This is a genomic window from Desulfonatronum parangueonense (assembly GCF_054656975.1).
This window is the reverse complement of the sequence record NZ_BAAHXH010000003.1, coordinates 169,754-190,849: the sequence shown is the minus strand read 5'-3', so window position 1 is coordinate 190,849 and position 21,096 is coordinate 169,754. Positions and strand designations below refer to the sequence as shown.

Annotated in this window: 22 protein-coding genes; 11 read left to right on the top strand and 11 right to left on the bottom strand. The window is 54.6% G+C overall.

The window, feature by feature from the left end; all coding sequences use genetic code 11:
• Positions 1 to 28: 28 nt before the first annotated feature.
• Positions 29 to 244, top strand: a complete 216-nt coding sequence (locus ACYQ15_RS01450) for a hypothetical protein (RefSeq protein ID WP_459935755.1) — start codon at positions 29 to 31, stop codon at positions 242 to 244.
• 30 nt (positions 245 to 274) lie between these two features.
• Positions 275 to 511, top strand: coding sequence for a hypothetical protein (locus tag ACYQ15_RS01445; RefSeq protein ID WP_459935754.1), 237 nt, complete (start codon positions 275 to 277; stop codon positions 509 to 511).
• A gap of 485 nt (positions 512 to 996) precedes the next feature.
• Here ACYQ15_RS01445 and ACYQ15_RS01440 read toward each other — a convergent pair whose 3' ends face one another.
• Positions 997 to 2,346: a UDP-glucose dehydrogenase family protein gene (locus ACYQ15_RS01440; RefSeq protein WP_459935753.1), complete on the bottom strand. Its 1,350-nt coding sequence runs from the start codon at positions 2,344 to 2,346 to the stop codon at positions 997 to 999.
• Positions 2,347 to 2,938: 592 nt separating this feature from the next.
• On the opposite strand from ACYQ15_RS01440, the gene ACYQ15_RS01435 reads away from it, so the two are divergent.
• The 9 genes from ACYQ15_RS01435 to ACYQ15_RS01395 all read left to right on the top strand — a co-directional run bounded on the left by ACYQ15_RS01435 (position 2,939) and on the right by ACYQ15_RS01395 (position 9,496).
• Entirely contained in the window at positions 2,939 to 3,922 is a 984-nt protein-coding gene (locus ACYQ15_RS01435; RefSeq protein WP_459935752.1) for a D-2-hydroxyacid dehydrogenase, read from the top strand.
• Entirely contained in the window at positions 3,919 to 4,158 is a 240-nt protein-coding gene (locus tag ACYQ15_RS01430) for a hypothetical protein (protein ID WP_459935751.1), read from the top strand. Before ACYQ15_RS01435 ends, ACYQ15_RS01430 begins: the two co-directional genes overlap by 4 nt.
• 58 nt (positions 4,159 to 4,216) lie before the next feature.
• Positions 4,217 to 4,966, top strand: a complete 750-nt coding sequence (gpmA, locus tag ACYQ15_RS01425; protein ID WP_459935750.1) for a 2,3-diphosphoglycerate-dependent phosphoglycerate mutase — start codon at positions 4,217 to 4,219, stop codon at positions 4,964 to 4,966.
• A gap of 11 nt (positions 4,967 to 4,977) precedes the next feature.
• A complete protein-coding gene (locus tag ACYQ15_RS01420; RefSeq protein ID WP_459935749.1) occupies positions 4,978 to 5,244 on the top strand; it encodes a glutaredoxin family protein in 267 nt (88 codons plus the stop codon).
• On the top strand, positions 5,241 to 5,564 hold the full coding sequence (locus ACYQ15_RS01415) for a ferredoxin-thioredoxin reductase catalytic domain-containing protein (protein ID WP_459935748.1): 324 nt from the start codon (positions 5,241 to 5,243) through the stop codon (positions 5,562 to 5,564). Before ACYQ15_RS01420 ends, ACYQ15_RS01415 begins: the two co-directional genes overlap by 4 nt.
• A 180-nt stretch (positions 5,565 to 5,744) precedes the next feature.
• The gene (locus ACYQ15_RS01410; protein WP_459935747.1) at positions 5,745 to 5,933 is read left to right on the top strand and encodes a hypothetical protein; all 189 of its coding nucleotides are present in this window, start codon (positions 5,745 to 5,747) and stop codon (positions 5,931 to 5,933) included.
• Between the two features lie 2 nt (positions 5,934 to 5,935).
• Complete coding sequence (locus tag ACYQ15_RS01405) at positions 5,936 to 7,216, top strand: glycosyltransferase family 2 protein (protein WP_459935746.1); 1,281 nt, start codon at positions 5,936 to 5,938, stop codon at positions 7,214 to 7,216.
• A 1-nt stretch (position 7,217) separates the two neighbouring features.
• A complete protein-coding gene (locus ACYQ15_RS01400; protein WP_459935745.1) occupies positions 7,218 to 8,261 on the top strand; it encodes a glycosyltransferase family protein in 1,044 nt (347 codons plus the stop codon).
• Complete coding sequence (locus ACYQ15_RS01395; RefSeq protein WP_459935744.1) at positions 8,258 to 9,496, top strand: glycosyltransferase family 2 protein; 1,239 nt, start codon at positions 8,258 to 8,260, stop codon at positions 9,494 to 9,496. The genes ACYQ15_RS01400 and ACYQ15_RS01395 overlap by 4 nt, the downstream gene beginning before the upstream one ends.
• Here ACYQ15_RS01395 and ACYQ15_RS01390 read toward each other — a convergent pair whose 3' ends face one another.
• The 10 genes from ACYQ15_RS01390 to ACYQ15_RS01345 form a co-directional block, all read right to left on the bottom strand.
• Positions 9,497 to 11,359 carry a CDP-glycerol glycerophosphotransferase family protein gene (locus ACYQ15_RS01390; protein ID WP_459935743.1) on the bottom strand — a complete coding sequence of 621 codons (1,863 nt, stop codon included), beginning with the start codon at positions 11,357 to 11,359 and terminating at the stop codon, positions 9,497 to 9,499.
• Positions 11,346 to 12,692 (bottom strand): glycosyltransferase, encoded by a 1,347-nt coding sequence (locus tag ACYQ15_RS01385; RefSeq protein ID WP_459939534.1) that lies wholly within the window; start codon positions 12,690 to 12,692, stop codon positions 11,346 to 11,348. Before ACYQ15_RS01385 ends, ACYQ15_RS01390 begins: the two co-directional genes overlap by 14 nt.
• 20 nt (positions 12,693 to 12,712) lie before the next feature.
• A complete protein-coding gene (locus ACYQ15_RS01380; RefSeq protein WP_459935742.1) occupies positions 12,713 to 12,907 on the bottom strand; it encodes a hypothetical protein in 195 nt (64 codons plus the stop codon).
• Between the two features lie 424 nt (positions 12,908 to 13,331).
• Entirely contained in the window at positions 13,332 to 15,050 is a 1,719-nt protein-coding gene (locus tag ACYQ15_RS01375) for a CDP-glycerol glycerophosphotransferase family protein (protein WP_459935741.1), read from the bottom strand.
• 72 nt (positions 15,051 to 15,122) lie between these two features.
• Positions 15,123 to 16,271: a phosphonoacetaldehyde reductase gene (locus ACYQ15_RS01370; protein WP_459935740.1), complete on the bottom strand. Its 1,149-nt coding sequence runs from the start codon at positions 16,269 to 16,271 to the stop codon at positions 15,123 to 15,125.
• On the bottom strand, positions 16,264 to 17,385 hold the full coding sequence (gene aepY, locus ACYQ15_RS01365) for a phosphonopyruvate decarboxylase (protein WP_459935739.1): 1,122 nt from the start codon (positions 17,383 to 17,385) through the stop codon (positions 16,264 to 16,266). Before aepY ends, ACYQ15_RS01370 begins: the two co-directional genes overlap by 8 nt.
• A 2-nt stretch (positions 17,386 to 17,387) precedes the next feature.
• Complete coding sequence (gene aepX / locus ACYQ15_RS01360) at positions 17,388 to 18,689, bottom strand: phosphoenolpyruvate mutase (RefSeq protein WP_459935738.1); 1,302 nt, start codon at positions 18,687 to 18,689, stop codon at positions 17,388 to 17,390.
• Positions 18,690 to 18,915: 226 nt separating this feature from the next.
• Positions 18,916 to 19,278 carry a hypothetical protein gene (locus ACYQ15_RS01355; protein WP_459935737.1) on the bottom strand — a complete coding sequence of 121 codons (363 nt, stop codon included), beginning with the start codon at positions 19,276 to 19,278 and terminating at the stop codon, positions 18,916 to 18,918.
• A 285-nt stretch (positions 19,279 to 19,563) separates the two neighbouring features.
• Positions 19,564 to 20,031: a transposase gene (locus tag ACYQ15_RS01350; protein ID WP_459935736.1), complete on the bottom strand. Its 468-nt coding sequence runs from the start codon at positions 20,029 to 20,031 to the stop codon at positions 19,564 to 19,566.
• Between the two features lie 214 nt (positions 20,032 to 20,245).
• Positions 20,246 to 20,911, bottom strand: coding sequence for a class I SAM-dependent methyltransferase (locus tag ACYQ15_RS01345; protein WP_459935735.1), 666 nt, complete (start codon positions 20,909 to 20,911; stop codon positions 20,246 to 20,248).
• Positions 20,912 to 21,096 lie beyond the last annotated feature (185 nt).

Sequence of the window (21,096 nt, the reverse complement as noted above, 5' to 3'; positions counted from 1 at the left end):
GAAGCGCATGAAGTGCCATGAACCGATCTTGAAACATTTCAACCGGGGCACGCATCCTGTTTTCTTCCCCGCTCGAAACATGCGGCTCCTGACCGGCAGGCTTTGCTCATCCAGATTTGCCGTGCGTTCCTCAACGGCCCGGATTCGGGTAACCGGCGTTCGACGGAGCGATCCGGGATACCTGCCCACCGTGACAAGCCGCGACCTTTGCGAAACCTTTTCCCAGAAACAACCAAACAGCTGACCCAGCGACCAAACGGAGGACATCTGACGAATGACCTATCACTTCGAACACTCCGCACAGATTTCCATGGATGAACATGTGAAAATACTTGGGGACGATGAATTGTTGGATTTTTGGGAAGAGAGTCAATATCTCGATGGGTTTCTGCAGGAAAACGAAATCCACCTTCCGCAGACCATGAGCAACTGTGAGCGGCTGATTCTTCAAGAACTGCAACTACGCTTTTGCCAGCGTGAACAACCCCAACGCATGAACGCTGCCCGCTGATTCCTCGATCCTTCTCCGCAACAACGCGAATTCCAAATCCCTCAAAACAACCCTCCGCGCAAGTTCCCTTCAGGAATTTGCGCGGAGTTTTTCATTGATTTTTGGTAACAACTTAGCACATTTCGCAACAAGACCCAGATTGTTCCGGCTTGTCTCGATTTTTTGGCATCGCCTGTCTGAATGAGCCAGGTTTCGTTCATCGAACCATTGCCTGATGCATGAAGCACGTAGTGCTGTTTATTCACGCAATGGTTCGATGTTACGAAGCCGGTGAAGGAGTTGCGATGCCGAAAAATCGAGATTAGCCGGAACGCAGAGGAGTAGTTACGATTTTTGCCCGCTTTCGGAGTCGGCACCACATCTTCCCCCCAAGCCGTCGCACTTCAGTGCGGGCCGCCTGGGACCGCCGCACCCCAGTGCGGCCCGCCTTCCCAAGCCACGGCCTGAAAAAATTTTGCCGATCCTCCCGCCCCAGTTCAGCGAGCTCAACCAGCCTGCGCGGACTCGGATGCACGACCGATGCAGTGATACTCCAGTTCGAATCTCCGCAGAAAATCGACACCGTACAGGTTTCGGCCGTCGAAAATGACGGGCTCCTTCAAGGTTTTCTTGATCCGCGCGAAATCCGGATTGCGGAACTGATTCCATTCCGTGGCCACGGCCAAGGCATCCGCGCCCTCCAACACGTCGTACTGCGCCGGATGAATGCTGACCAGCGGATTCTCGGCCAGTGCTTCCCCGGCCTTGTCTCCGGCAGCCGGATCGAACGCCTGAACGCGCATTCCCGCGGCGGTCAACTCGGCGATCAGCTCCAGGGCCGGAGCCTCGCGGATGTCGTCGGTGTTCGGCTTGAAGGCCACGCCCCACAGGGCGAGGGTCTTGCCCTGGATTCCGCCGCGATCGGCGAAATAGGCGGTGATCTTGTCCACCAGCAGGCGCTTCTGGCGCATGTTCAATCCGTCCACGGCCTTCAGCACGCTGGGCTCATACCCGTTGGACATGGCCGTGTCGATCAGGGCGCGGACATCCTTGGGGAAGCAGGAGCCGCCGTATCCCAGCCCTGGATAGATGAAATGGCGGCCAATGCGCTGATCCGACCCAATGCCCTGGCGCACGTCGTTCACATCCGCGCCCACCCGCTCGCAGATGTTGGCGATTTCGTTGATGAAGGAAATTTTGGTGGCCAGCATGCAGTTGGCGGCATACTTGGTCATCTCCGAGCTGCGCACGCCCATGACGATCATCTTGTCCCGGCTGCGCGCAAAGGGTGCGTACAGGGCCTTGAGCAGCTCGGCCACACGCACGTTGTCCGTGCCCACCACCACCCGGTCCGGCTTCATGAAGTCGTTGATCGCGTCGCCTTCTTTCAGAAACTCCGGATTGGAAACCACGTCGAACTCGATGTTCACGCCTCGCGCATCCTGCTCCGCCAGGATCAGTTCCCGAACCGTGTCGGCCGTACCCACGGGAACCGTGGACTTGTTCACCACGACCTTGTAATCCTGCATGTTTCTGCCGATTTCCCGGGCCACCTGGTGCACGTAAATCAAATCGCAACTCCCATCCGCCTTTGACGGGGTTCCCACGCAGATCATCACGAAAAGGGACGATTCCAGCCCTTCGATCAGGTCCGTGGTGAATCGCAGCCGCCCCTGCTCCGCATTGCGCTGCACGATTTCTTCCAGACCCGGCTCGAAAATGTGGATGCTGCCCCGGTTCAACGCAGCCACGATCTCCGGATTGACGTCCACGCAGACCACGTTGTTGCCCATTTCCGCAAAACATGCCGCGGTCACCAGCCCCACATATCCCGTCCCAACGATGCATAAGTTCATGATGCTGCTCTCTCCTTGAAAAGTTCCCCACCATTCGCGACAAGATGTTGAAAACCACCCGTTGCGGCAGGCAATAAGAATCCGCGATGCAAAAGCCGTTGCGAGCCAAGAACGATCCGCGACCGGCCTGACAAGGTTAACGCCCTACGGAGTCAACCTCGATTCGGCTCGCGGATCATCAGGACCAACCAGGTCCTTGGCTCATCTGTTCAAGCTTCGCATCCCGTTTTCGCCGTGGCTCCATCAGCCTGCCGACATGCGTCTACTTACCTTTCCCCAAGTCCGGACACAACCCCTGCCCGCAAACCTGAAGTCGCGGGGCCTCACCGCAGACGGCTCGATTTTGCGACATCTCAAGCCGCCGCCCATGCTGAAGAACATGCTGAAATGCGGACACAGATCCCGAAAAAGACGCTCCGTAACGCATGCATTGGCAAAATACAGTGCCCCCATACTTGATATGCACCCAGGTCAATGGTAGCCAATTGGACATGTTTGGGTGAAAATTCGCGATACCGGGTCGTTGCACAACTCACGATCCCGACGCAAAGCGGATCTCGACGTAAAATCACATCCACTGGAGACCTGCCTTATGCAAATGGTCGTGCTGGACGGTAAGACCGTCAACCCAGGAGACAATCCATGGACTCCCCTGGAGGCTCTCGGCGAACTGACAGTGCATGACCGCACATCACCTTCCGACGTCATCCAGCGGGCGGCTTCCGCCGAAATCGTTCTGACCAACAAGACCCAGCTGACCAGGGACATTCTGAGCCAGCTCGACAAGTTGCGCTTCATTGCCGTCATGGCCACGGGGTACGATATCGTTGATCTGGAAGCCGCCTCCGAGCGGGGCATTCCCGTATCCAACGTGCCCAGTTACGGGGCCAAATCCGTTGCCCAGTTCGTGCTGGCCCTGGTCCTGGAGCATTGCCACCAGGTCGCCTTGCACGACCGGGCCGTGAAAGACGGGGAATGGTCCCGGGCCGAGGACTTCTGCTTCTGGAAGACCCCGCAGATCGAGCTGTCCGGATTGAAAATGGGCATTATCGGATTCGGCAAGACTGGCCGCCGCGTGGCCGAGCTGGCCCATGCCCTGGGCATGGACATCATCGTCTACACGCCGAGGATCGGGGGCACCCCTCCCTACAAGCCCTTTGCCTGGAAAAGCCTGGAAGAGGTGTTTGCCGAAGCGGATGTGCTCAGTCTGCATTGCCCGCTGAAGCCGGACAATGCGGGCTTCGTGAACAAAAATCTCCTGGCCTTGATGAAAAAGTCCACCTTTTTCATCAACACCGCCCGCGGCGCCCTGGTCAACGAGCCGGACCTGGCCGAGGCCCTGAACTCGGGAACGATTGCCGGAGCCGCCCTGGATGTCGTGGCCCAGGAACCCATCCGGAGCGACAACCCCCTGCTTACGGCCAGGAACTGCATCATCACGCCGCACATCGCATGGGCCAGCCTGGATTCCCGTAAACGCCTCCTGGGTGCCGTCGCGGAGAACATCAAGGCCTTTCAGGCCGGTCGGCCCACCAATGTGGTGAACATGATCGAGGAACTTTCCGGCCATTCATGAATATTGAACCGCTCGCTCGCTCAAGGCGCAGTGGACGCCAAGAAGAGATTTTTTGGCTTCCGCCGAAAAAGATTCGAAATCCAAAAGGCTTCACGCCTATTGGCGATGTCTTGTCTCCCACAGGGAGAGGCCACATTTTTGAAAGCAGCTTTTTCCCTGCTTTTAAAAATTGTTTCCTTGGCGACCCTGGCGCCTTGAGCGACCAACGGGAGCGGGCGGTTCTGATTGCATTTTAAAATTCTCGTCATAACTGAAATCGGGTAAGCCACATCTTGCGCTTTCCGAGGGAATGCCATGTACAGACTCGCCCTGCTGCGCCACGGCCAAAGCACCTGGAACCATGAAAACAGGTTCACCGGCTGGACCGATGTCGATCTGACCGACCTCGGCCGCCAGGAAGCCGAAACCGCGGCCCGCCTTTTCCAGGATGAAGGCTTTACCTTCGACGTCTGCTTCACCTCGGTCCTGAAACGGGCCGTGCGCACCCTGTGGATCGTTCAAGACGCCCTGGATCTGCTCTGGCTCCCGGTCCACAAGACCTGGCGGTTGAACGAGCGCCACTACGGCGCCCTGCAGGGCTTGAACAAGGCGGAAATGACCGCCAAATACGGCGAAGAGCAGGTTTTTCAATGGCGGCGCAGCTTCGACGTCACGCCTCCGGCCCTGGACCTGGACGATCCGCGCCACCCGCGCTACGATCGTCGCTATGCACAAACGCCCACCGGGGAACTTCCGGCCACCGAAAGCCTGAAGCTGACCATCGACCGGGTCCTGCCCTACTGGCATTTTACCCTGGCCCCGGAAATCAAGACCGGCCGCAGGATTCTCGTCTGCGCCCACGGCAACAGCCTGCGCGGGCTGGTCAAGTTCCTGGACAATGTCTCGGAGCAGGAAATCAGCAATCTGAACATCCCCACCGGCATCCCGCTCATCTACGAACTCGATCAGGATCTGCGCCCCCTGCGCAGCTACTACCTGGGCGACCAGGATGCGGTAAACGCCTCCATCAAGGCCGTGGCCGATCAGGCCAAACCCAAAGCATAAGGAGATCTCCCATGTCCGATCAAATTCGCGTCTATGCCCTGAGCACCTGCATCCATTGCAAACGGGCCAAGGAATTTCTGGATAAATGCGGCGTGGAATACGACTGCAAGCACGTCGACTGGATGACCGGTCAGGAACGCACCGACACCCTGGCGGAGATGAAGCAATACAACCCGGCCCAGAGCTTCCCGACCATCATCATTGGAGACACGATCATCGTCGGCTTCAAGAAGGAAGAAATCGAAAAAGCCCTGGGCATGGAGCCCTCCGAATCATGACCCCGGAACAGCTCCACGCCACCCTGCGCAAAATCCAGGAGCCCAAAGGCTATTACTTCAACAAGGACACGGAAATGGTCATGGAGCTGATGCGTTCCCTGCTGACCAACAAGGACCGCTACGGCTACATGGCCTGCCCCTGCCGCCTGCCCGCCGGAGAAAAGGAACAGGACAAGGACATCCTCTGTCCCTGCGTCTACCGGGTGCCGGACGTCAAGGAATACGGCAGCTGCTACTGCGGCCTGTACGTTTCCGAGGAGTGGAACGAGGACAAGATTCCCCACGAGTACGTTCCGGAACGGCGGGAGCCCAGGTTTTAGAAAGATTTTACCGCCCGCTTCGCTGAAGGCACAGAGGACGCAAAGAAAACATCGCCGTCAGGCGTGAAGCCTTTTTGACTTCCGCATCTTTCCAGCGGAAGTCAAAATACTTCTTGGTGTCCCCCGCGCCTTAAGCGAAGCGAGCGGTTCATTTTTTTTAATTACCCATCAAGGATTGCCATGTCCCTACGCGCCCTGGCCCAGGAACTCTATGCGCTGGAAAAAGAGGTTGAACGTCTGCGCAGCGAATTTGAAGCGTTCCCGCCGCCTTTGCGCCAAAGCATCGAGTTGAAGCTGCTTCAGGCCACCGCGGAACGCGACAAGCTGCGGGCGATCCTTGAGGCCAAGAAAAGCGACGGCAAGACATAACCATGGCACGTGCCGCGGCCTCTCGCCCCCCCTTGTTGTCCATTGTCATCCCCGTGTTCAACCAATGGAACCTTACCGCGCAATGCCTCGATAGCCTCCGGGCAAACACGCCGGGCAGCTACTTTGAGGTGTTGATCGTGGACAATGGTTCCATTGACGAGACCCCGTCCGCGTGCCGCCACCTTGGAGAACAACTCTTTCCCCGGCGGTTTACCTACCTTCGCAACCCAGAGAATCTTGGCTTTGGGCAAGCCTGCAATCAAGGTGCGCGAAATGCCTCTGGTGAATTGTTGTTGTTCTTGAACAACGACACACTGATGACCGAAAACTGGGCAACTCCCTTGCTCCATGCAATGCGTGACGATTCTCGTCTGGGAGCCGTAGGACCATTACTCCTGTATCCGGGATCGGAAAGGGTCCAGCATCTGGGAATTGTCTTCTGGCCTGGAACAACAAAACACGTATACGAACTTTTTCCTCGAAATCACCCCGTCGTGACCAAGAGGCGGCATGTCCAGGCAATCACCGCGGCGGCCCTGCTGGTGCTCCGCCGGCTCTTCTGGGCTTGCGATGGATTTTACCCTGGATACAAGAACGGATTTGAAGATTTGGAATTGTGTGTTCGCATCCGTGAACACGGAAAAAATCTTGCATGCATTCCTTCAAGCGTTGTCTTTCATTTGACCAGTCAATCCGCTGGTCGCTTCCATCATGATCAAGACAACGCCGCCCTGCTGCACGCGCGGTGTCCGGGCAAACTCCTCCCGGACGCCTTGCGCATCGTGAAAAAGGACGGCTTTACAGCCAGAATCACCCCCTGGCTGTCGCCATTCGTTGCCTTGCCGGAAGAACGGACTCAAGCGTTGCAGAAGCTGCTCGAGCAAAACCCGCGCATCGATCGCATCATGCACTTGCTTGAACAGGAGCCCCTCTGGGCGGATGGGTATGAATTCATTGCACAAAAGCTTGAAAAAAAGCGCAAGTGGAAGGAAGCCGCTGAAGTGCGTATCCTGCAAAACCATTTCGCGCCGAGTCTTGCGGGCTACCAGAAATTGTTGACCTATGCTGTAAATGCCGACGATCCGAATCTCTTCCATGAAACGAAAACCGCTCTGGATAACATCGCCCAACGTATGCGTCAGGCCAAAGAATTGCGTAGCCGGGCCGAATCAGCTATTCGTCAATGCGAAAAGCCGGACCCCGAACTGGCGGCTCTTTACGAGCAATGGCTGAAAAACCAGCCTTCCCCGCTGGAGACATCCGGCACATCCCCCTCACCTTGAAATGCCGACTTCTCCCCCCCCTCTTTTCTGGTATGGAGCAACCTATTTTGCCGGAGCGCTGGAGCATCTCGGTTGGCAGACCAGAATTCGGAAACAATACTCCCCAAGCGCCGTCACTTGGCGAGAACTATTCGCGGACCTGCCCGCACCGCCCGATGTCCTGGTCGTCGCCGACTACAGCGGCCCTCCACCCCTGCTCGACCCGCATACCTGCCCCTGTTTGACCATATTCTACAGCGTGGACTCACACATTCACTCCTGGCATCCGCTGTACGCCCAAGCCTTTGACCTTTGCCTGGTCAGCCTTCGCGACCACCTACCCCGCTTTGCCGGAACATTTTTGGACGCAAACCGGATACTATGGACGCCGCCGTTTGTTTCGGACACTCTTAAACCCACGCCCAAGGACCAAATCTGGGACGCGCTGTTCGTGGGCAAAGTCGACGCCAACTTAACGCCCAGACGCCACAACGCCCTGCAAGCCCTCAAGCAGGGACTTCCAAGCCTGGAAGTCCGTAAGGGCAAATATTGGGAACTGTTCCCCCAAGCCAAGGTCGTACTCAACTTCTGCGATCTGAACGACCTGAACTTCCGAGTCGTGGAGGCGCTGGCCTGCGGCAGCGCCCTGCTCACCCCGCGCATCGGCCACGGTCAGGATGACCTGCTCCACCACGGCAAGGACCTTTGGCTTTACGACCAGTCCCCGGACGGAAACGACGTCACCGATCTGCTCCACCAGCTTCGCCGCCTCCTGGCAGACGACGAGCTGCGTGCCCGCCTGGCCCGCAACGGCCAGGCCAAGGTAAACGCCACACACCGAGCTTCCCACCGCGCCGCGGCCTTTACGAAATGGTTAGGCGAACACGACTGGCCCGACCTGATCGCCAAACGTCAATCCATTGCAATGGACGTCCACAGCGAGATTCTTCGTCCTCTGTTTTTGCATCTCAGCGAGGCCTTGCCTGAAGGCCATGACCTTCGAGCGCGCTACTACCAAGCAAGCGCAAGATATCTCTCCAAAATATCGGCGAGCCGCGGCGCATGACCTCCCTTCACCTGTCCATCATCATCCCGGTCTTCAACCAGTGGCCCCTGACCGAGCAATGCCTGCACAGTCTTCGCGAGCACACGCCCGGGCGTTTTTTCGAAGTCATCGTCGTGGACAACTCCTCCACCGATGAAACCACCACCCACTGCAAAGCCCTTGGCAGCAGCCTCTTTCCCGGGCGGTTCCACTACCTTCCCCAGCCAGGCAATCTGGGCTTCGGCAGGGCCTGCAACACCGGAGCGGACCAAGCCACGGGTGATTTTCTCTTTTTCCTGAACAACGACACCATCCTCACCCCGAACTGGTACGCTCCCCTGCTCCAGGCGTTTCAAGACGACCATCGGCTGGGCATTGCCGGCCCATTATTGGTTTATCCCGGAACTGAAAGAGTCCAGCACATGGGGATCGTCTTTTTGCCGGGCAACCAGCAGGAACATCTCTATGAATTCTTTCCCGCGGACCATCCGCTAGTCACACGAAAAAGGCATTTTCAGGCCATAACCGGTGCCGCGATGTTGATGCATCGTTATCTTTTCCATCAATGTGAAGGGTTCTTTCCCGGTTTTGTAAATGGAGGCGAAGATGTTGATCTCTGCGCCCGCTTTGCGCGGAAAGGCAAGTACTTGACCTGCATTCCGGAAAGCGTGGTCTATCACCTTGCCAGTCAGACCGAAGGCCGTTTTACCCACGACATAGGCAATGCTCGCCTGCTGCATGCTCGATGCGCTGGCCTCCTCTCCCCTGATATTCATCGCATCATAGCTGAAGACGCATACGAGCTTCGCCTCACCCCATGGCTTACGCCCTATGTCGCCCTGCCAAACGTCAGACGAAACAGGATCAACGCAGAAGTGTCATCATTTCAAGACATAGGCCTTATTCGAGAGAACCTGCACAATGAACCGCTTTGGGAGGAGGGATATGCCCTACTCGCAAATCACTTGGAGCAAAGCTGCGCATGGGAGGAGGCCTGTCTCGTACGTTTTTTTCACGTGCACTTTGCCCCTTCCCTGGACTCCATGCGACAATTGTTTCTCACCTCCAAAAAAGCCCATCAGCCTCAACTCATGACGGAAACCTCGGATAAAATGAGAACCATTGAGATTCGGATGAATGACATGACCAGCCTGCGGGCAAAGGCCTCCGGCATATACGCGAAGGCGAGAAAAGACGGGGACGCGGATCTGATAAGTCTATATCGCAACTGGTTGACCGCTAACAACCCGCCATGATTATCCTGCTTTCATCAAAGCCAAGGCCTCCTCGACGTGTCCCAGGCCCTGCAAATACTCCACTAGTTGCAGCAGAGTCTTCTTGTCCCAGATTATGAACGGCTCATGCTGCGGGTAGACAAAGACGTCCAATGCACGGAGGCTCAACAGCCCCTTGCTCACCAATCCGCCTTCCAGTTCTGTAAAAATATTCCCTGACAATGGGTATGGAGCGGTTGCGCTCCACTCCCGAAAATCAGCCAAGCGAACCATGGCGCAAGGCGACGAAGACCGGTCGTTTTTTGAATTCCCTCCGATGCCCATGGTCAGCAGAATGCTTGAGAAAGACGCACAGAGGAACGGTGGTGTGGTTGAGGGGAGAAATTTCGCAAAGGCCTCCCTGGCCAAAGCGACGTCTCGTGTCGCTTTGACAATTCCTGCGTTCTTGTTCCAGAAGAAATGATTGGAAAGCCATTTGAAGCAGTTAGGGGGCAAGGTCCATCCCGGTTCAAGAAGAACCGCCAGATCTCCCTCAGCCAGGGAAATGGCCATCGGCAAGGACAAGGCCTGCCCCAGCCCAAATTTTTCAGATTGGCGACGTTCAAAACAGTCATTCGCCTGAGATGCCTGAAGCTGAAGGTCGACAAGGTAAAATTCCGGTTGATGGTCCAGTGATTTCCGGCGTACCTCGATCATACTTTCTTGAAGGGGCTCCGGAGCGGTTTCATCATTGATCAAGACGAATACGGGCAATTTTTTTGGCGGTGAAATGAAAACTGATGCAACATTTTTCCTCAGACGATTGGAGATGGCATCACCGGCTCTCTTGGCACTGCACCCGTCCCTTCCATGATCAAGTTCGCCGATATAACGTTCACGAACACTGCTTAGTTCTTCGGGATATTCCAATGCATTTTGAACCTTGCGCTCAAGCTCCGCAAAAGATTTCACGACATGGACCGCGTCGAGCACCTGATACTCGATATTGTTTTCGTCAAAATGCGGATACTCCCGCAATCTGGGATTCCGCAGTAACACAACGGGCTTGTTTAAAAGCATGAACTCCACGAACATCGAGGACACGTCGCTGATCATGACGTCCGCGGCGTGCATCATTCCAGAATAGTCCGGATCTGCAAGAAGCAAAACATGGTCATTGCGCTTCGAGAGGGACTTGTACATCTCACGCCATTCAAAAGAAGTCATGTGATGCAGCTTGATCATGACCACGGTGTCAGGCGTGGCAAAGCGTTCGATTTTATCCTGAATAACAGGAATCGCGGACAATTCTTCATTGAACGTCGGCGCGAATAAAATTAACTTTTTGTCCTGATCAAGGTTCATTTCCTCACAGAATCGACTTCTTCCCACCGCTTTTGGGCTGAACAACAGGTCCGACTTGATAAATCCCGTAACCTCGATGGGCACGCAGACATCCTGCAGGAGAAGTCTTTTGTGCCATAAGCCGGGCACGCAGACCAACTCGGAGAGGTTTTCCCGACGAACAATGGGACTTCGGCAGTAGTACAAGCCCTTGCTGATCAGACCATGGCCGACATTGACCACCCTTGACAGGTGCGGGATTCGAAAGTGGCAAACGTCGGCAACGACCGCCAGTTCCGATTGAACCTTGCTGGAATCGGCGAGATAGAGGCCGTGTTGCCGAAGTTGAGAAATTTCCTGGTCGGTCAGGCCGGCCCCGGCTTGGTCGGCTGAAGGAGGAGAGAATGGAGGAGAAGAAAATCCAAGACGCAGATCGGGATAAGTTGCCTTCAGATAGGCATGAATCGGCTCCAGAAACGGCAGGTGCAGGCTGTTTTCCGGGTAGAACAGCACGTCCAGGTCGCCGCCCACATGGTTGGCGCTGAATCTATCCCGCGGCATGATTACCAGCCGTGCAATCTCGCCAAGGCAGCATCGACTTTTTCTCATGGTGAGACGCCGTTGCGGCGAAACATCTCCCCTTGGCCAGAACTTCACCGACTTCTTCCACTTTTCCTTGCTTTTCAAGCACTCGGGCCAGTCGAAGACAAGATTCCGGGCTCGAAACCGCCTCCACCAGCCCGCGCCAGTAGTGTTCCGCCTGATCCAGCAGGCCATGGCTCTCGGTCAGTTCGGCCAACTCTTCCAGAACAACGTACTTGCGAGGATCAAAGGCAAAGAAACGATAGGCTTCCTGATACGCCGCCACGGCCTTGCCCACCGCCTCCTGCTCGGCAAGCCGCCTGGCCCGCTGCAGATATGGGTTGGGATTGGTGTCGTGCATCACGCAGGTATGGCCGTTTTCGTGCTCCTCGATCAGCTGATATTCAATGCCGTCTTGACGGTACGTGTCCAATTCATCCGCTACAAGAATATCGCCCCAGCGAGACAGAAGTAATTCCTTGTTGCGATCCATGGCATCGAACCGTCCCGGCGTCCTGCTCTCCAGGTGCGTGACTACGCTTTTAGGACAATAAACGACTTTATAACCGGTCCCGCGCAAGCGCAGGCAAAAATCCACGTCTTCGTAGCCGTTGACGTACTGCTCGTCAAAGCCGCCAAGTTGATCAAAAATGGCCTTGCTGACCAGCATGCAGGCCGCGCTGACCGCCTGAAACTCCCGCTGTTTCTGAACCGCGGGATGATTTGGATGAAAAAACTTGTAGATATGCACGGGCTTGAGCTTGTGATCAAATACCACTCCGGCATGCTGCACCAAGCCGTCCTCGAACAGCAGCTTCGCTCCCACGGCCCCGATCCGGTCAACACGGGCCTCGCAGGAATGCAATGCATCCAGCCACCGCGGCCAAACCCGGGTATCGTTGTTCAGAAAAACCAAACTCCGCCCCCTGGCCGCCTTTGCACCCTGGTTACAGGCCTTGGCGAAACCTTGGTTCTCATGGTTGCCGATGCATCGCAGCGCCCCTTCTTGTTCCAGACCAATCAGCATATCCCTGGTCCCGTCCGTTGATCCATTGTCCACGGCAATGATCTCAAAGGGGATGTTCGGCGTATTATCCTGGATTGAATGAACGCATTCCCAAGTCAGTTTTTTGTTGTTGCACACTGGGACGATAATGCTGACCTCGGGAACAGCAGGAGTTTTCGACTGGGCTTTTATAGTTGCCGAACCATGCCCAATGTTTCGCTTGTCATCCACAATAAACTTTTCCTGAGGATAAACAAAAGTTTCCACGGCCCGGCGCAACAGCAACCCGTTGCGCCGGGCAGCCATGCCCAAACGAAAATGTCCTGCTACCAGCCATGTCCGAAAGGAAAGCCCCTGCGGGCTGCGTCGACATCCTTTCGGATCAGAAAGCAGGCGGTGTCCATACTGCCCACGAACATGCCGCCGCCTTGCAGGAAACGGTGGAAGAAGAAGGACACGTCTGCGTCTCTTTTGGACTCGCCGCCAGGCAGCATGTGTTCCAGGAGAACCCACTGTTCCATACCGACCTAATGACCTGCACCACACCGGTTTTCAGCTCCCAGCTGAAATAATTTGCAAGTTGCCGCAGCTAACCCATTGAAGTCACGAGTCGAGGGTAGCATAAGGCCACATGGCATGCCGGGCTTCGGTCACGGTCTGATCGAGATAGCGATCCGTCGGATATGGCAGTCCACCCAACGGTCATCTGGCTCTGGAGCCGCGCCCGCCGGACGTCGCCCGACAAAGATCAGCTCCAGATCAATCCCAGGGCTGTCGCATCGTGCCTTGCCCGAAGTTTTCGAGACATCATCCGCTTCATCGCCAACCCACGAGTTTCGATACGCACGATTACTCCTCATTATAAAAACAAATTACACTTGCTCGCGCTGGTTGCAAAAGAACAAAGACCAACAGCCCCAACGAGTTGTTCCCAAAAAACAACTTTCACCTCTTGGCCCGGTACGCTAAAACATCCAAACAGGTGATAATGGCTTGGCCATGCCGACGCACGGTTCGCCCCAGTTCTTCCACCCTGGCGGACAGGCTCTGGAACCTTTCTGAAACGGGTTGCATGACGGCCTCGAATTTCTCCTTTCGAAACAGACAGCAGGTCGGATCCACCGCATTGGCCCGAATTCCGTAACCAGCCAGGAACCTGTTGAACATGAGTACCATTTCTTCCACGGAAGACTGCTTCTGCTGAGGAAAGAACTTGTCCATGACCGCATCATACCCAGAACCTGGAGCGATGGCCTGGGCCATCCCGGCGTCTTTATTCCATCGCAGGTGACAGTAAAGATGCTTGAGCCAACCTGGCAGGCACCGGGCGCATGGATCAAGAAGCGCGACATGATCGTGTTTTGCTGCCTGTACGGCCAAGTCCAGTGTTTCCCCGTGGGGGTGCCTGCACTCGATCCAGTGAGTGGCCAAGTTGGTCAGCCTGGCTGTTCGTGGCCTGGGACCGGCCATGATCACTTCCAGTGCATACCCCTTTGTGGATTTGCCCAGGCTCTCCCAAAACTCCAGCAGTTCTTTCTCTTCTGGAGGATGATCCCAGAACACGATCACAGAAAATTCGACTGGAAACACTCGATCCAGGTGATGCACAATGGCTTCGCCCACCCGGGCCGCGGCTTTTCCATCCGCACCATGACAAATCTGGCGGGCATACTCGCAACGCTTGCCCGAAAGGCCGTCAATCCCATCCAGAGCCTGTCCCATCTTGATCCTGAGTTCTTCAAAATCCTGGATCACCACGCATGCGTCCCTGAGCCGATACTCGATATCGTCGGGATCGTAATGCTGAAACTCGCTCTTGCGGGGATTGTCCAGCAGTAGAATGGGACGGTCCAGCAGCAGGTATTCCACATACACCGAGGAAATGTCGCTGATGAGGATATCCGCAGCCTTGAGACAGGGCGTTACCCCGATATCATGAATATAGGTGGCATGAGGGTTCTCTGCGCTCCCCTCGCGGTACATCCGGATCCAGCGTTCATCGGTCATGCCGTGCAGTTTGATCACCACATGCGTCTTCGGCGTTGCCAGTTCAAATATCCGCTCCCGGACCAGCGGCATGGCTGAAAGCTCATCGTTGAATGTGGGAGCAAAGAGGATGATTTTCGATTGCGGATCAATCCCGTATCGCTGGCAAAACATCTCCCTTGGATGCGCGTTGACGTCGAAGAGGGGATCAGCGGTGATGAATCCTGTAGGCACGATGGGGACGAAGACGTTTTCTTCCAAGGCCTGGGCGTGCAGTTCACCTGGAACGCAGATCAAATCAGCCAGATTCTCGCGTCTGATGATCGGTCGCGTTGTAAAAAAACAGCCTTTGCTGGTCAGGTTATGACAGATGTTGACGATGGAACCGCACTCCCGCAGCCAGTATGCCGCGCCGATATCCGACACCACGGTGACGTCCGGCTGAAAATCCTCGATTCCTGGAACATAGGCAGCTTTTGTCGAAAGCCGTCGCACCGTGTCCGGATCAATTCCATACCCGACCCTGCCCATGGCCGAAGGACGGTAGGCCGGAGAGCTGAATGCCAGATCAAGTTCCGGATGCCGTGCGGCAAGGTAATCATGCACCGGCTCCAGAAACGGGAGGTGCAGATTCCGCTCGACATAAAAGAGAATACGATGGGTATGGGGGGACATCATGGCATATAATCGCCCTTGAGGTCGAGGGCAAAGACGGATTCCGCCACCCCTCGAGGGAAAGGGAAAGACGGATTATTCAGTTGCCCTTTCATGATACAAAGCCCTTATTACCAATTGTTCAATATCACTTTGTTCCACGTTCCGGAAATAATTTCCCGCCCGCTCCGGATTGAACATTTCTCCAATCACGTCCATTACAGCCCGCAAAGACGCATACCGATGAACCTCCTCCGTCAGGTTCAGTCCCAACAGCACGTGGGAGATGCCTTCCAAAATATCCGCCCGCCAGGCTTCGCCGGGTTCCAGAAGCATGTTCTTGTTTGCCTGAATCAACTGGTGCAGGGCAAATCCACAGGCCAAGCCATGGGGGATGCCGAAGTATGCGGTCAGAGGGTAGGAAATGGCGTGAGCGATGGCGGTCCGGGTCTGGCTGATGGCCATTCCGGCCAACATGGAGGCGCTTTGCATGTTTGCCCGGTGCGCTATGCTCCTCGGATTATCCAGAACAGCAACGAATGACTCATTGGCCAGGGCCAGGGCCTGCCAGGCAAAGGCCTGGCTGACCGGTGAGGCGTTTTGGTTCCAGAGAGATTCCAGGGCATGGGAAACCAGGTCCAGGCCGGTGTACATGGTTTCACGGTACGGCAGGCTCAGGGTCAGTTCCGGATCAAGCACCGCATAGTCCGGAAAAAGGTGCTCATGGGCCAGGGAATATTTTTTTTTACTCGCACCATCCCAGACCGTGGCAAAAGGGGTCACTTCCGCGCCTGTTCCGGACGTGGTGGGCACGGCGATCAGCGGCAGCTTTCGCTTCCAGCAATAATCTCGTCCGTGTACAAGACAGTCCCGCAACGAAACGCCCGCCTCCTCAACCAGGGCAATGCTGAACACTTTGGCCGCATCCAGCACACTGCCCCCGCCCAGGGCGACGATCATTGCCACAGGGGCATGACGCATCATCTCAATAGCCTGATCCAGATCGCCAAGATCGGGGTTGGGCTGAATTCTGTCCCAAATGATTAGTTTTTCCGGAGGGATGGATTGAACAAGCCTGGCCGCGAATCCACGCTGGAGGCTTCCCTTGGTGGTGACCAGAAGAGTCTGTCCCGCTCCGGTGTCAGGCAGAGGGAAGTCGGCCCAAATTCCCGGACCGGCATTGATATGCGTTGGAAGCCGATACGACCATGCCCTCGTCGCGACGTTTCCAGACGCGTCAGGCATGAACGAAATCCATGAACGCCCGCTTGTTCTGCTCGGGAGTGGCCGTGGGGCGGCCCAGGTTGTCCCGGGAACCCAGGGCGACCCGGATTTCCAAAAGCATCGGGCCCTTGCAAGTGGAAATACGCTCCCACTCCGACTTCAACTCGGCAAGACAGGTGGCGCGCGCATACCCAGTATAGCCGCACGCTGTGGCCAAGGCGGCAACGTCCACCTCCCCGGCCACGGTTCTTTGGCCGCCCACGGAATCATGGGCCGCGTTGTTCAGCAGCACATGCACGAAATTGGTCGGCCCAAGGCTACCGATAATGGGCAATGCCCCCATGTGCATCAACATTGCGCCGTCCCCGTCCAGGCAGATCACCCGGCGGTCTGGCCGCCCCAGGGCAACGCCCAGGGCAATGGAACTGGCATGGCCCATGGACCCCACGGTCAGGAAATCGCGCTGCTGCTCTCCGCGCTCTTGCCGCAGTTCGAACAGTTCCCGAGATGTCTTGCCCGTGGTGGAAAGCAGTACGTCAGACGGATCGATCAGATTCAGCAGACCGCGTAAAGCCTCCTCCCGCCTTAATGCGTATCCACCCACGTCTGCCGCCGCCCCCTGCGAGGCCATGAAGGTCTTCTTGCGCACCAGAAGAGCCACGGGCTTGTTCCAGTCTTCAGAAGAAGTCAACAAATCGCCCAGCACCTCGGCCGTGTTGCTTCGCGCTTCAAGAATCCGATAGGGGATTTCCAAGAGTTCCAAAAGGCCGGGCGTGATCCGGCCCTGCTTGACATGCTGCGGTTCATCCGGCGTTCCAGGCTCTCCTCTCCAGCCAATGATCAGCAGCATGGGAATGGCGTAGACTTCCGGGTCCGTCAGCGACGTCAAAGGATTGACGCAATTTCCAAGACCGGAATTCTGCATGTACACCGCCCCCATTCGTCCTGAGGCCAGATGATATCCGGCCGCCAAAGCCACGCCGTTGCCTTCGCTGGCGGTCAGCACATGCTCGTGGGACGGCGCATTGGCCTCAATATATGCGCACAGATTCTTCAGAAGGGAGTCCGGTACCCCGGTAAAAAACCGGATGCCTCTTTCCCGCAATGCCTCGTGGAACTCGGCCGGGTCGATCATGGCTACTTCCCTCCTGGAATCAGCTCCAGTATCTCCTTGATGGGCATCATCCGGCTGTCGGCCTCGGCGGATCGCCCATGCTCCAGGATGGTTTTCGCTGTCTCAACCATGGCCGGGTAGGCGCTGCGCAGCAACTGGTTACCGTAAATGACCACGTCCACGCCATGGTCCATCAGCACCTCTTCGGTCACGCTGTTGAAGGTGGACGGCACGACGACTAGAGGTTTGCGCTGGGGCAGCTTGTTGTATTCATTGCAAAAAGCGAATATTTCGTCCGTTGTCTTCTGCTTGCTGTGGATCATGACGCCGTCAACTCCGGCATCCAAATACGCCTTGGCTCGGGTCAGGGCGTCCTCTTGGCCCTTGTTCAGAATTAAACTTTCAATCCTGGCGATGACCATGAAGTCGTCCGTGGCCCTGGCGCTTCTGCCCACCTGGATCTTGTGGCAGAAGGCGTCAATGCTCTCCTGGGTCTGGACGACATCCGTACCGAACAGGGAATTCTTCTTCAGCCCGTTCTTGTCCTCGATAATCGCCGCGGATACGCCCAACCGCTCAAGGGTTTTGACCGTGAATACGAAATGTTCGGGTCTGCCGCCGGTATCCGAGTCGTAGATGATAGGTTTGGTGGTCACTTCCAGCACCTCGTTCAGAGTGCCGATGCGCGATGTAACATCCACTGCCTCAATGTCCGGCTTGCCCTTGGAGGTGGAGTCGGTCAGGCTGCTGCCCCACATGGCGTCGAACTCGCGGACCCCTTTGTCTCCGTTCAGGTAAGTATGCTCAACGATCAGGCCGGTCAGCCCGCTGTGTACTTCTATGGCGCGCACGATGGGCTTGGCTTGGATCAACCTACGCAAGGCACGCAAGCGCACCTGGGGCGTGGTGCCGATTTCCCGCAGCGTAGAGCGCAACTGGGTGGAGGAGATGCCCTGGGTGTACGGCACCTCGATCAGCTCCCCGCCCCACTGCGCCAGGGCGTTGATCACCCTTTCCCGAGTTTTCTTCTGCACCCCTTCCCGCCAGTCGTCGCCGTGCAACACGTAATCGGGCTTGAGCTTTTCCAGGTTTGGGACATAGTCCAGGGTTTCCTGGGCCACGACCCGGCTCACGCCCTTGATGTTCTCCACAACAGCCTGGCGCTGCGCAAAGGTCATGTAGGGGACGCGCTTGTAGGTAGCAATGGCCTCGTCCGTAAGCAGGCCGATAATTACGTCGCCATATTGCTGCGCAGTCTTGATGACGTTCAGGTGACCCGGATGAACCAGGTCGGCGCTCATTCCGACATACACCGTTTTGTTCATGGACGGTATCCTCTCTTCCAGTTGGTCAGAATATTGCGGCAGAATACTCCACTTATCCGCCAGGCTGATGCCACTGAAGCAATATTTATGCCTAAGAGAAGACGATATAACTAGAAGGCAATAATCCGGAGGGCGCTAGAATCCAAGAACATTGGAATCGACCTACTTAACAGTGGTCGCATGAAAAAGCCCAACTGCGGGAACTTTACGATATGGGATGATGCTTTTATTTGGCAGCTTCACACATACATTTCTTTCTTGCCGCATGCGTGCATAATTGCATTTCTTCATCAGTCGGCCACAATGCTCGCTGATTTCTGAAGAGTTTTTCTGAAAAGCTATAAAAATAGCCAGGGTCAGGGATTCGCCAATCCTTTCCGTACTGATGTTCCAGAAAGATTTCGGGGTTGGCAAACGTCAACACATGGCCATCGGCAAAAGGCAGTTTGATATGCGGTTCAAACAAATTTTCTAGAATATCCATTGAAGTATAACCAGCAATATTCAATGAGCCCTCTTCGATCCAGGCAGGCATCAAATCAATTTCAACGCCATGAATATTGACTTTGATGTGACCTGTATGACTCATGTGGAAATAGATATCCTTGCTGTACAACCTCTAAGTACAGGACAAAAAATATTTAATAACGGCATTCATTATCTTTTTTGATTTGTTCTATAAAGAAATCTACTATGCAATACTCAATTTGCACAATTTTAATCTAAATTACAGAGCATTTCAGAGATAAGGTTAATTTCATTATTTTTTATAAAATGGCTTACAGGGTGCAATATGCACATGCATTATGTATAAAATGAAGACATAGAGAGCGTTGTATAGATTAAAAATATTCCATTTTATAATATCGCTATGCTATAGCAGAAGAAAAAGGAGGTCTTTGACGATTTCATGATAGCCGCAGTGTTTCCAAGTACGAGGATGATCCACGACTCCAGCACGGTTCATGTTCAAGTCGATATAAAGTGAGCATCGTGCCAAATATTCATCCGTTTTAACGCCGGTGGCGTGATACCGTTTCTCCCAGAAAGCGCCCTTGCGCCCTCGGCGTTTGTTGAACGTTGCTCCAACCCTAGATGCCACAAGCTGCATCATCCTCGGTATCGCCTCCCGGTCTTCCGGCCCAACCACCAGCAAATGAAAGTGATTCGATGTGACCGAAAAATTCAGGATCGGCACATCATACCTCGCACGACCTTCTTGCAGCCATTTGACCCACAAGTCGAGATACCATGCGTAGTCCAGCAGAAAATCCCGGTTGTGGCAGCGATGGGTTATGTGCCACACATAGCCCGGAACAAAAAAACGTAACGGATATCCCATGTTTCAAATGGCAACAAGCCGAATCAATTCTTACCCATTCCACGTGTGTCGCATTTTGGGTAAAATATCACACATCCTCCAACTACCATTACAACACGGTCTGAACAAAACTTCCAACCCCGGCATGATAATATTTTGACATTCTTTGCCAAAGTTAAGGCTGGGTCTCTGAGACCAGCAATAGCAAACAGACATAAAAAACAAAAAAATAATGCTACAACGGTTTCTGGAGAAACCATTTCTCGCCACAAGACTGAATAACTAAACATTTTTCCTTTGAAAACCTATTGACCGCACATATTACTCCATACCAATCAACGTGCCAATCATCACCTAGCATCAATCCGCCAGGCTTTAGCAAATCCCAGTATGAATTCAGATCAGCGTACACATCATCCTCTTCATGACTCGCATCGACATACACCATATCAGCAAGAATACTTTTTTTCACCATATATCTCGATGAGTTCAATGACGTATTTGGAAAAGGAATAATATATTGATGAATCCCCGCGTGCATCATATTTGCGAGAAAATGGAAGTACAAAGTAGAGTATCCGAACTTCAAATAATTCATTATGCCCCATGAAGTGTGGTCATTATTGATATGTTCGACACCTCCAAGCCACGTATCAACACAAATAATAGCTCCATCAATGCAATTGTCTTTAAAAAAACGAGCCATAACTGATGCTGAATCTCCCTTCCAAGACCCCACCTCAATAATGAGCTTTGGACTGGACAGTTCAAGCACCTTCCTAATCAACTCCTCTTCTCTAAGCTTCTTCTGAAGGGAAGGTGCATAATTCTTAAATGGAAAAGTCTGAAAAAAATTTTCCATTCCAAGTTGTTCTCTTATCTCGTCACAATACTTTTTCATAAGGAAAATCCACGGAATTAGTTTTTGAATCAAACAGCTCCTGAATAAAGCTCGGATTGCCAGGAACAATCCCCTTTAGGCAGTCTTTATAAAAAACTTTATATTCAGAAAGAGAAGAAAGAGATTTTTTTAACTAACAATTAAGCGGGAATATTCTTCATCCAATCCCCCATCTCGCATTCGCA

Bases quoted from the DNA above. Each gene is read 5' to 3' on its own strand.
- ACYQ15_RS01445 (WP_459935754.1), top strand. From the start codon at position 275: ATGACCTATCACTTCGAACACTCCGCACAGATTTCCATGGATGAACAT.
- ACYQ15_RS01440 (WP_459935753.1), bottom strand. From the start codon at position 2,346: ATGAACTTATGCATCGTTGGGACGGGATATGTGGGGCTGGTGACCGCG.
- ACYQ15_RS01435 (WP_459935752.1), top strand. From the start codon at position 2,939: ATGCAAATGGTCGTGCTGGACGGTAAGACCGTCAACCCAGGAGACAAT.
- ACYQ15_RS01430 (WP_459935751.1), top strand. From the start codon at position 3,919: ATGAATATTGAACCGCTCGCTCGCTCAAGGCGCAGTGGACGCCAAGAA.
- gpmA (WP_459935750.1), top strand. From the start codon at position 4,217: ATGTACAGACTCGCCCTGCTGCGCCACGGCCAAAGCACCTGGAACCAT.
- ACYQ15_RS01420 (WP_459935749.1), top strand. From the start codon at position 4,978: ATGTCCGATCAAATTCGCGTCTATGCCCTGAGCACCTGCATCCATTGC.
- ACYQ15_RS01415 (WP_459935748.1), top strand. From the start codon at position 5,241: ATGACCCCGGAACAGCTCCACGCCACCCTGCGCAAAATCCAGGAGCCC.
- ACYQ15_RS01410 (WP_459935747.1), top strand. From the start codon at position 5,745: ATGTCCCTACGCGCCCTGGCCCAGGAACTCTATGCGCTGGAAAAAGAG.
- ACYQ15_RS01405 (WP_459935746.1), top strand. From the start codon at position 5,936: ATGGCACGTGCCGCGGCCTCTCGCCCCCCCTTGTTGTCCATTGTCATC.
- ACYQ15_RS01400 (WP_459935745.1), top strand. From the start codon at position 7,218: ATGCCGACTTCTCCCCCCCCTCTTTTCTGGTATGGAGCAACCTATTTT.
- ACYQ15_RS01395 (WP_459935744.1), top strand. From the start codon at position 8,258: ATGACCTCCCTTCACCTGTCCATCATCATCCCGGTCTTCAACCAGTGG.
- ACYQ15_RS01390 (WP_459935743.1), bottom strand. From the start codon at position 11,359: ATGCCGCGGGATAGATTCAGCGCCAACCATGTGGGCGGCGACCTGGAC.
- ACYQ15_RS01385 (WP_459939534.1), bottom strand. From the start codon at position 12,692: ATGGCTGCCCGGCGCAACGGGTTGCTGTTGCGCCGGGCCGTGGAAACT.
- ACYQ15_RS01380 (WP_459935742.1), bottom strand. From the start codon at position 12,907: ATGGAACAGTGGGTTCTCCTGGAACACATGCTGCCTGGCGGCGAGTCC.
- ACYQ15_RS01375 (WP_459935741.1), bottom strand. From the start codon at position 15,050: ATGATGTCCCCCCATACCCATCGTATTCTCTTTTATGTCGAGCGGAAT.
- ACYQ15_RS01370 (WP_459935740.1), bottom strand. From the start codon at position 16,271: ATGCCTGACGCGTCTGGAAACGTCGCGACGAGGGCATGGTCGTATCGG.
- aepY (WP_459935739.1), bottom strand. From the start codon at position 17,385: ATGATCGACCCGGCCGAGTTCCACGAGGCATTGCGGGAAAGAGGCATC.
- aepX (WP_459935738.1), bottom strand. From the start codon at position 18,689: ATGAACAAAACGGTGTATGTCGGAATGAGCGCCGACCTGGTTCATCCG.
- ACYQ15_RS01355 (WP_459935737.1), bottom strand. From the start codon at position 19,278: ATGAGTCATACAGGTCACATCAAAGTCAATATTCATGGCGTTGAAATT.
- ACYQ15_RS01350 (WP_459935736.1), bottom strand. From the start codon at position 20,031: ATGGGATATCCGTTACGTTTTTTTGTTCCGGGCTATGTGTGGCACATA.
- ACYQ15_RS01345 (WP_459935735.1), bottom strand. From the start codon at position 20,911: ATGAAAAAGTATTGTGACGAGATAAGAGAACAACTTGGAATGGAAAAT.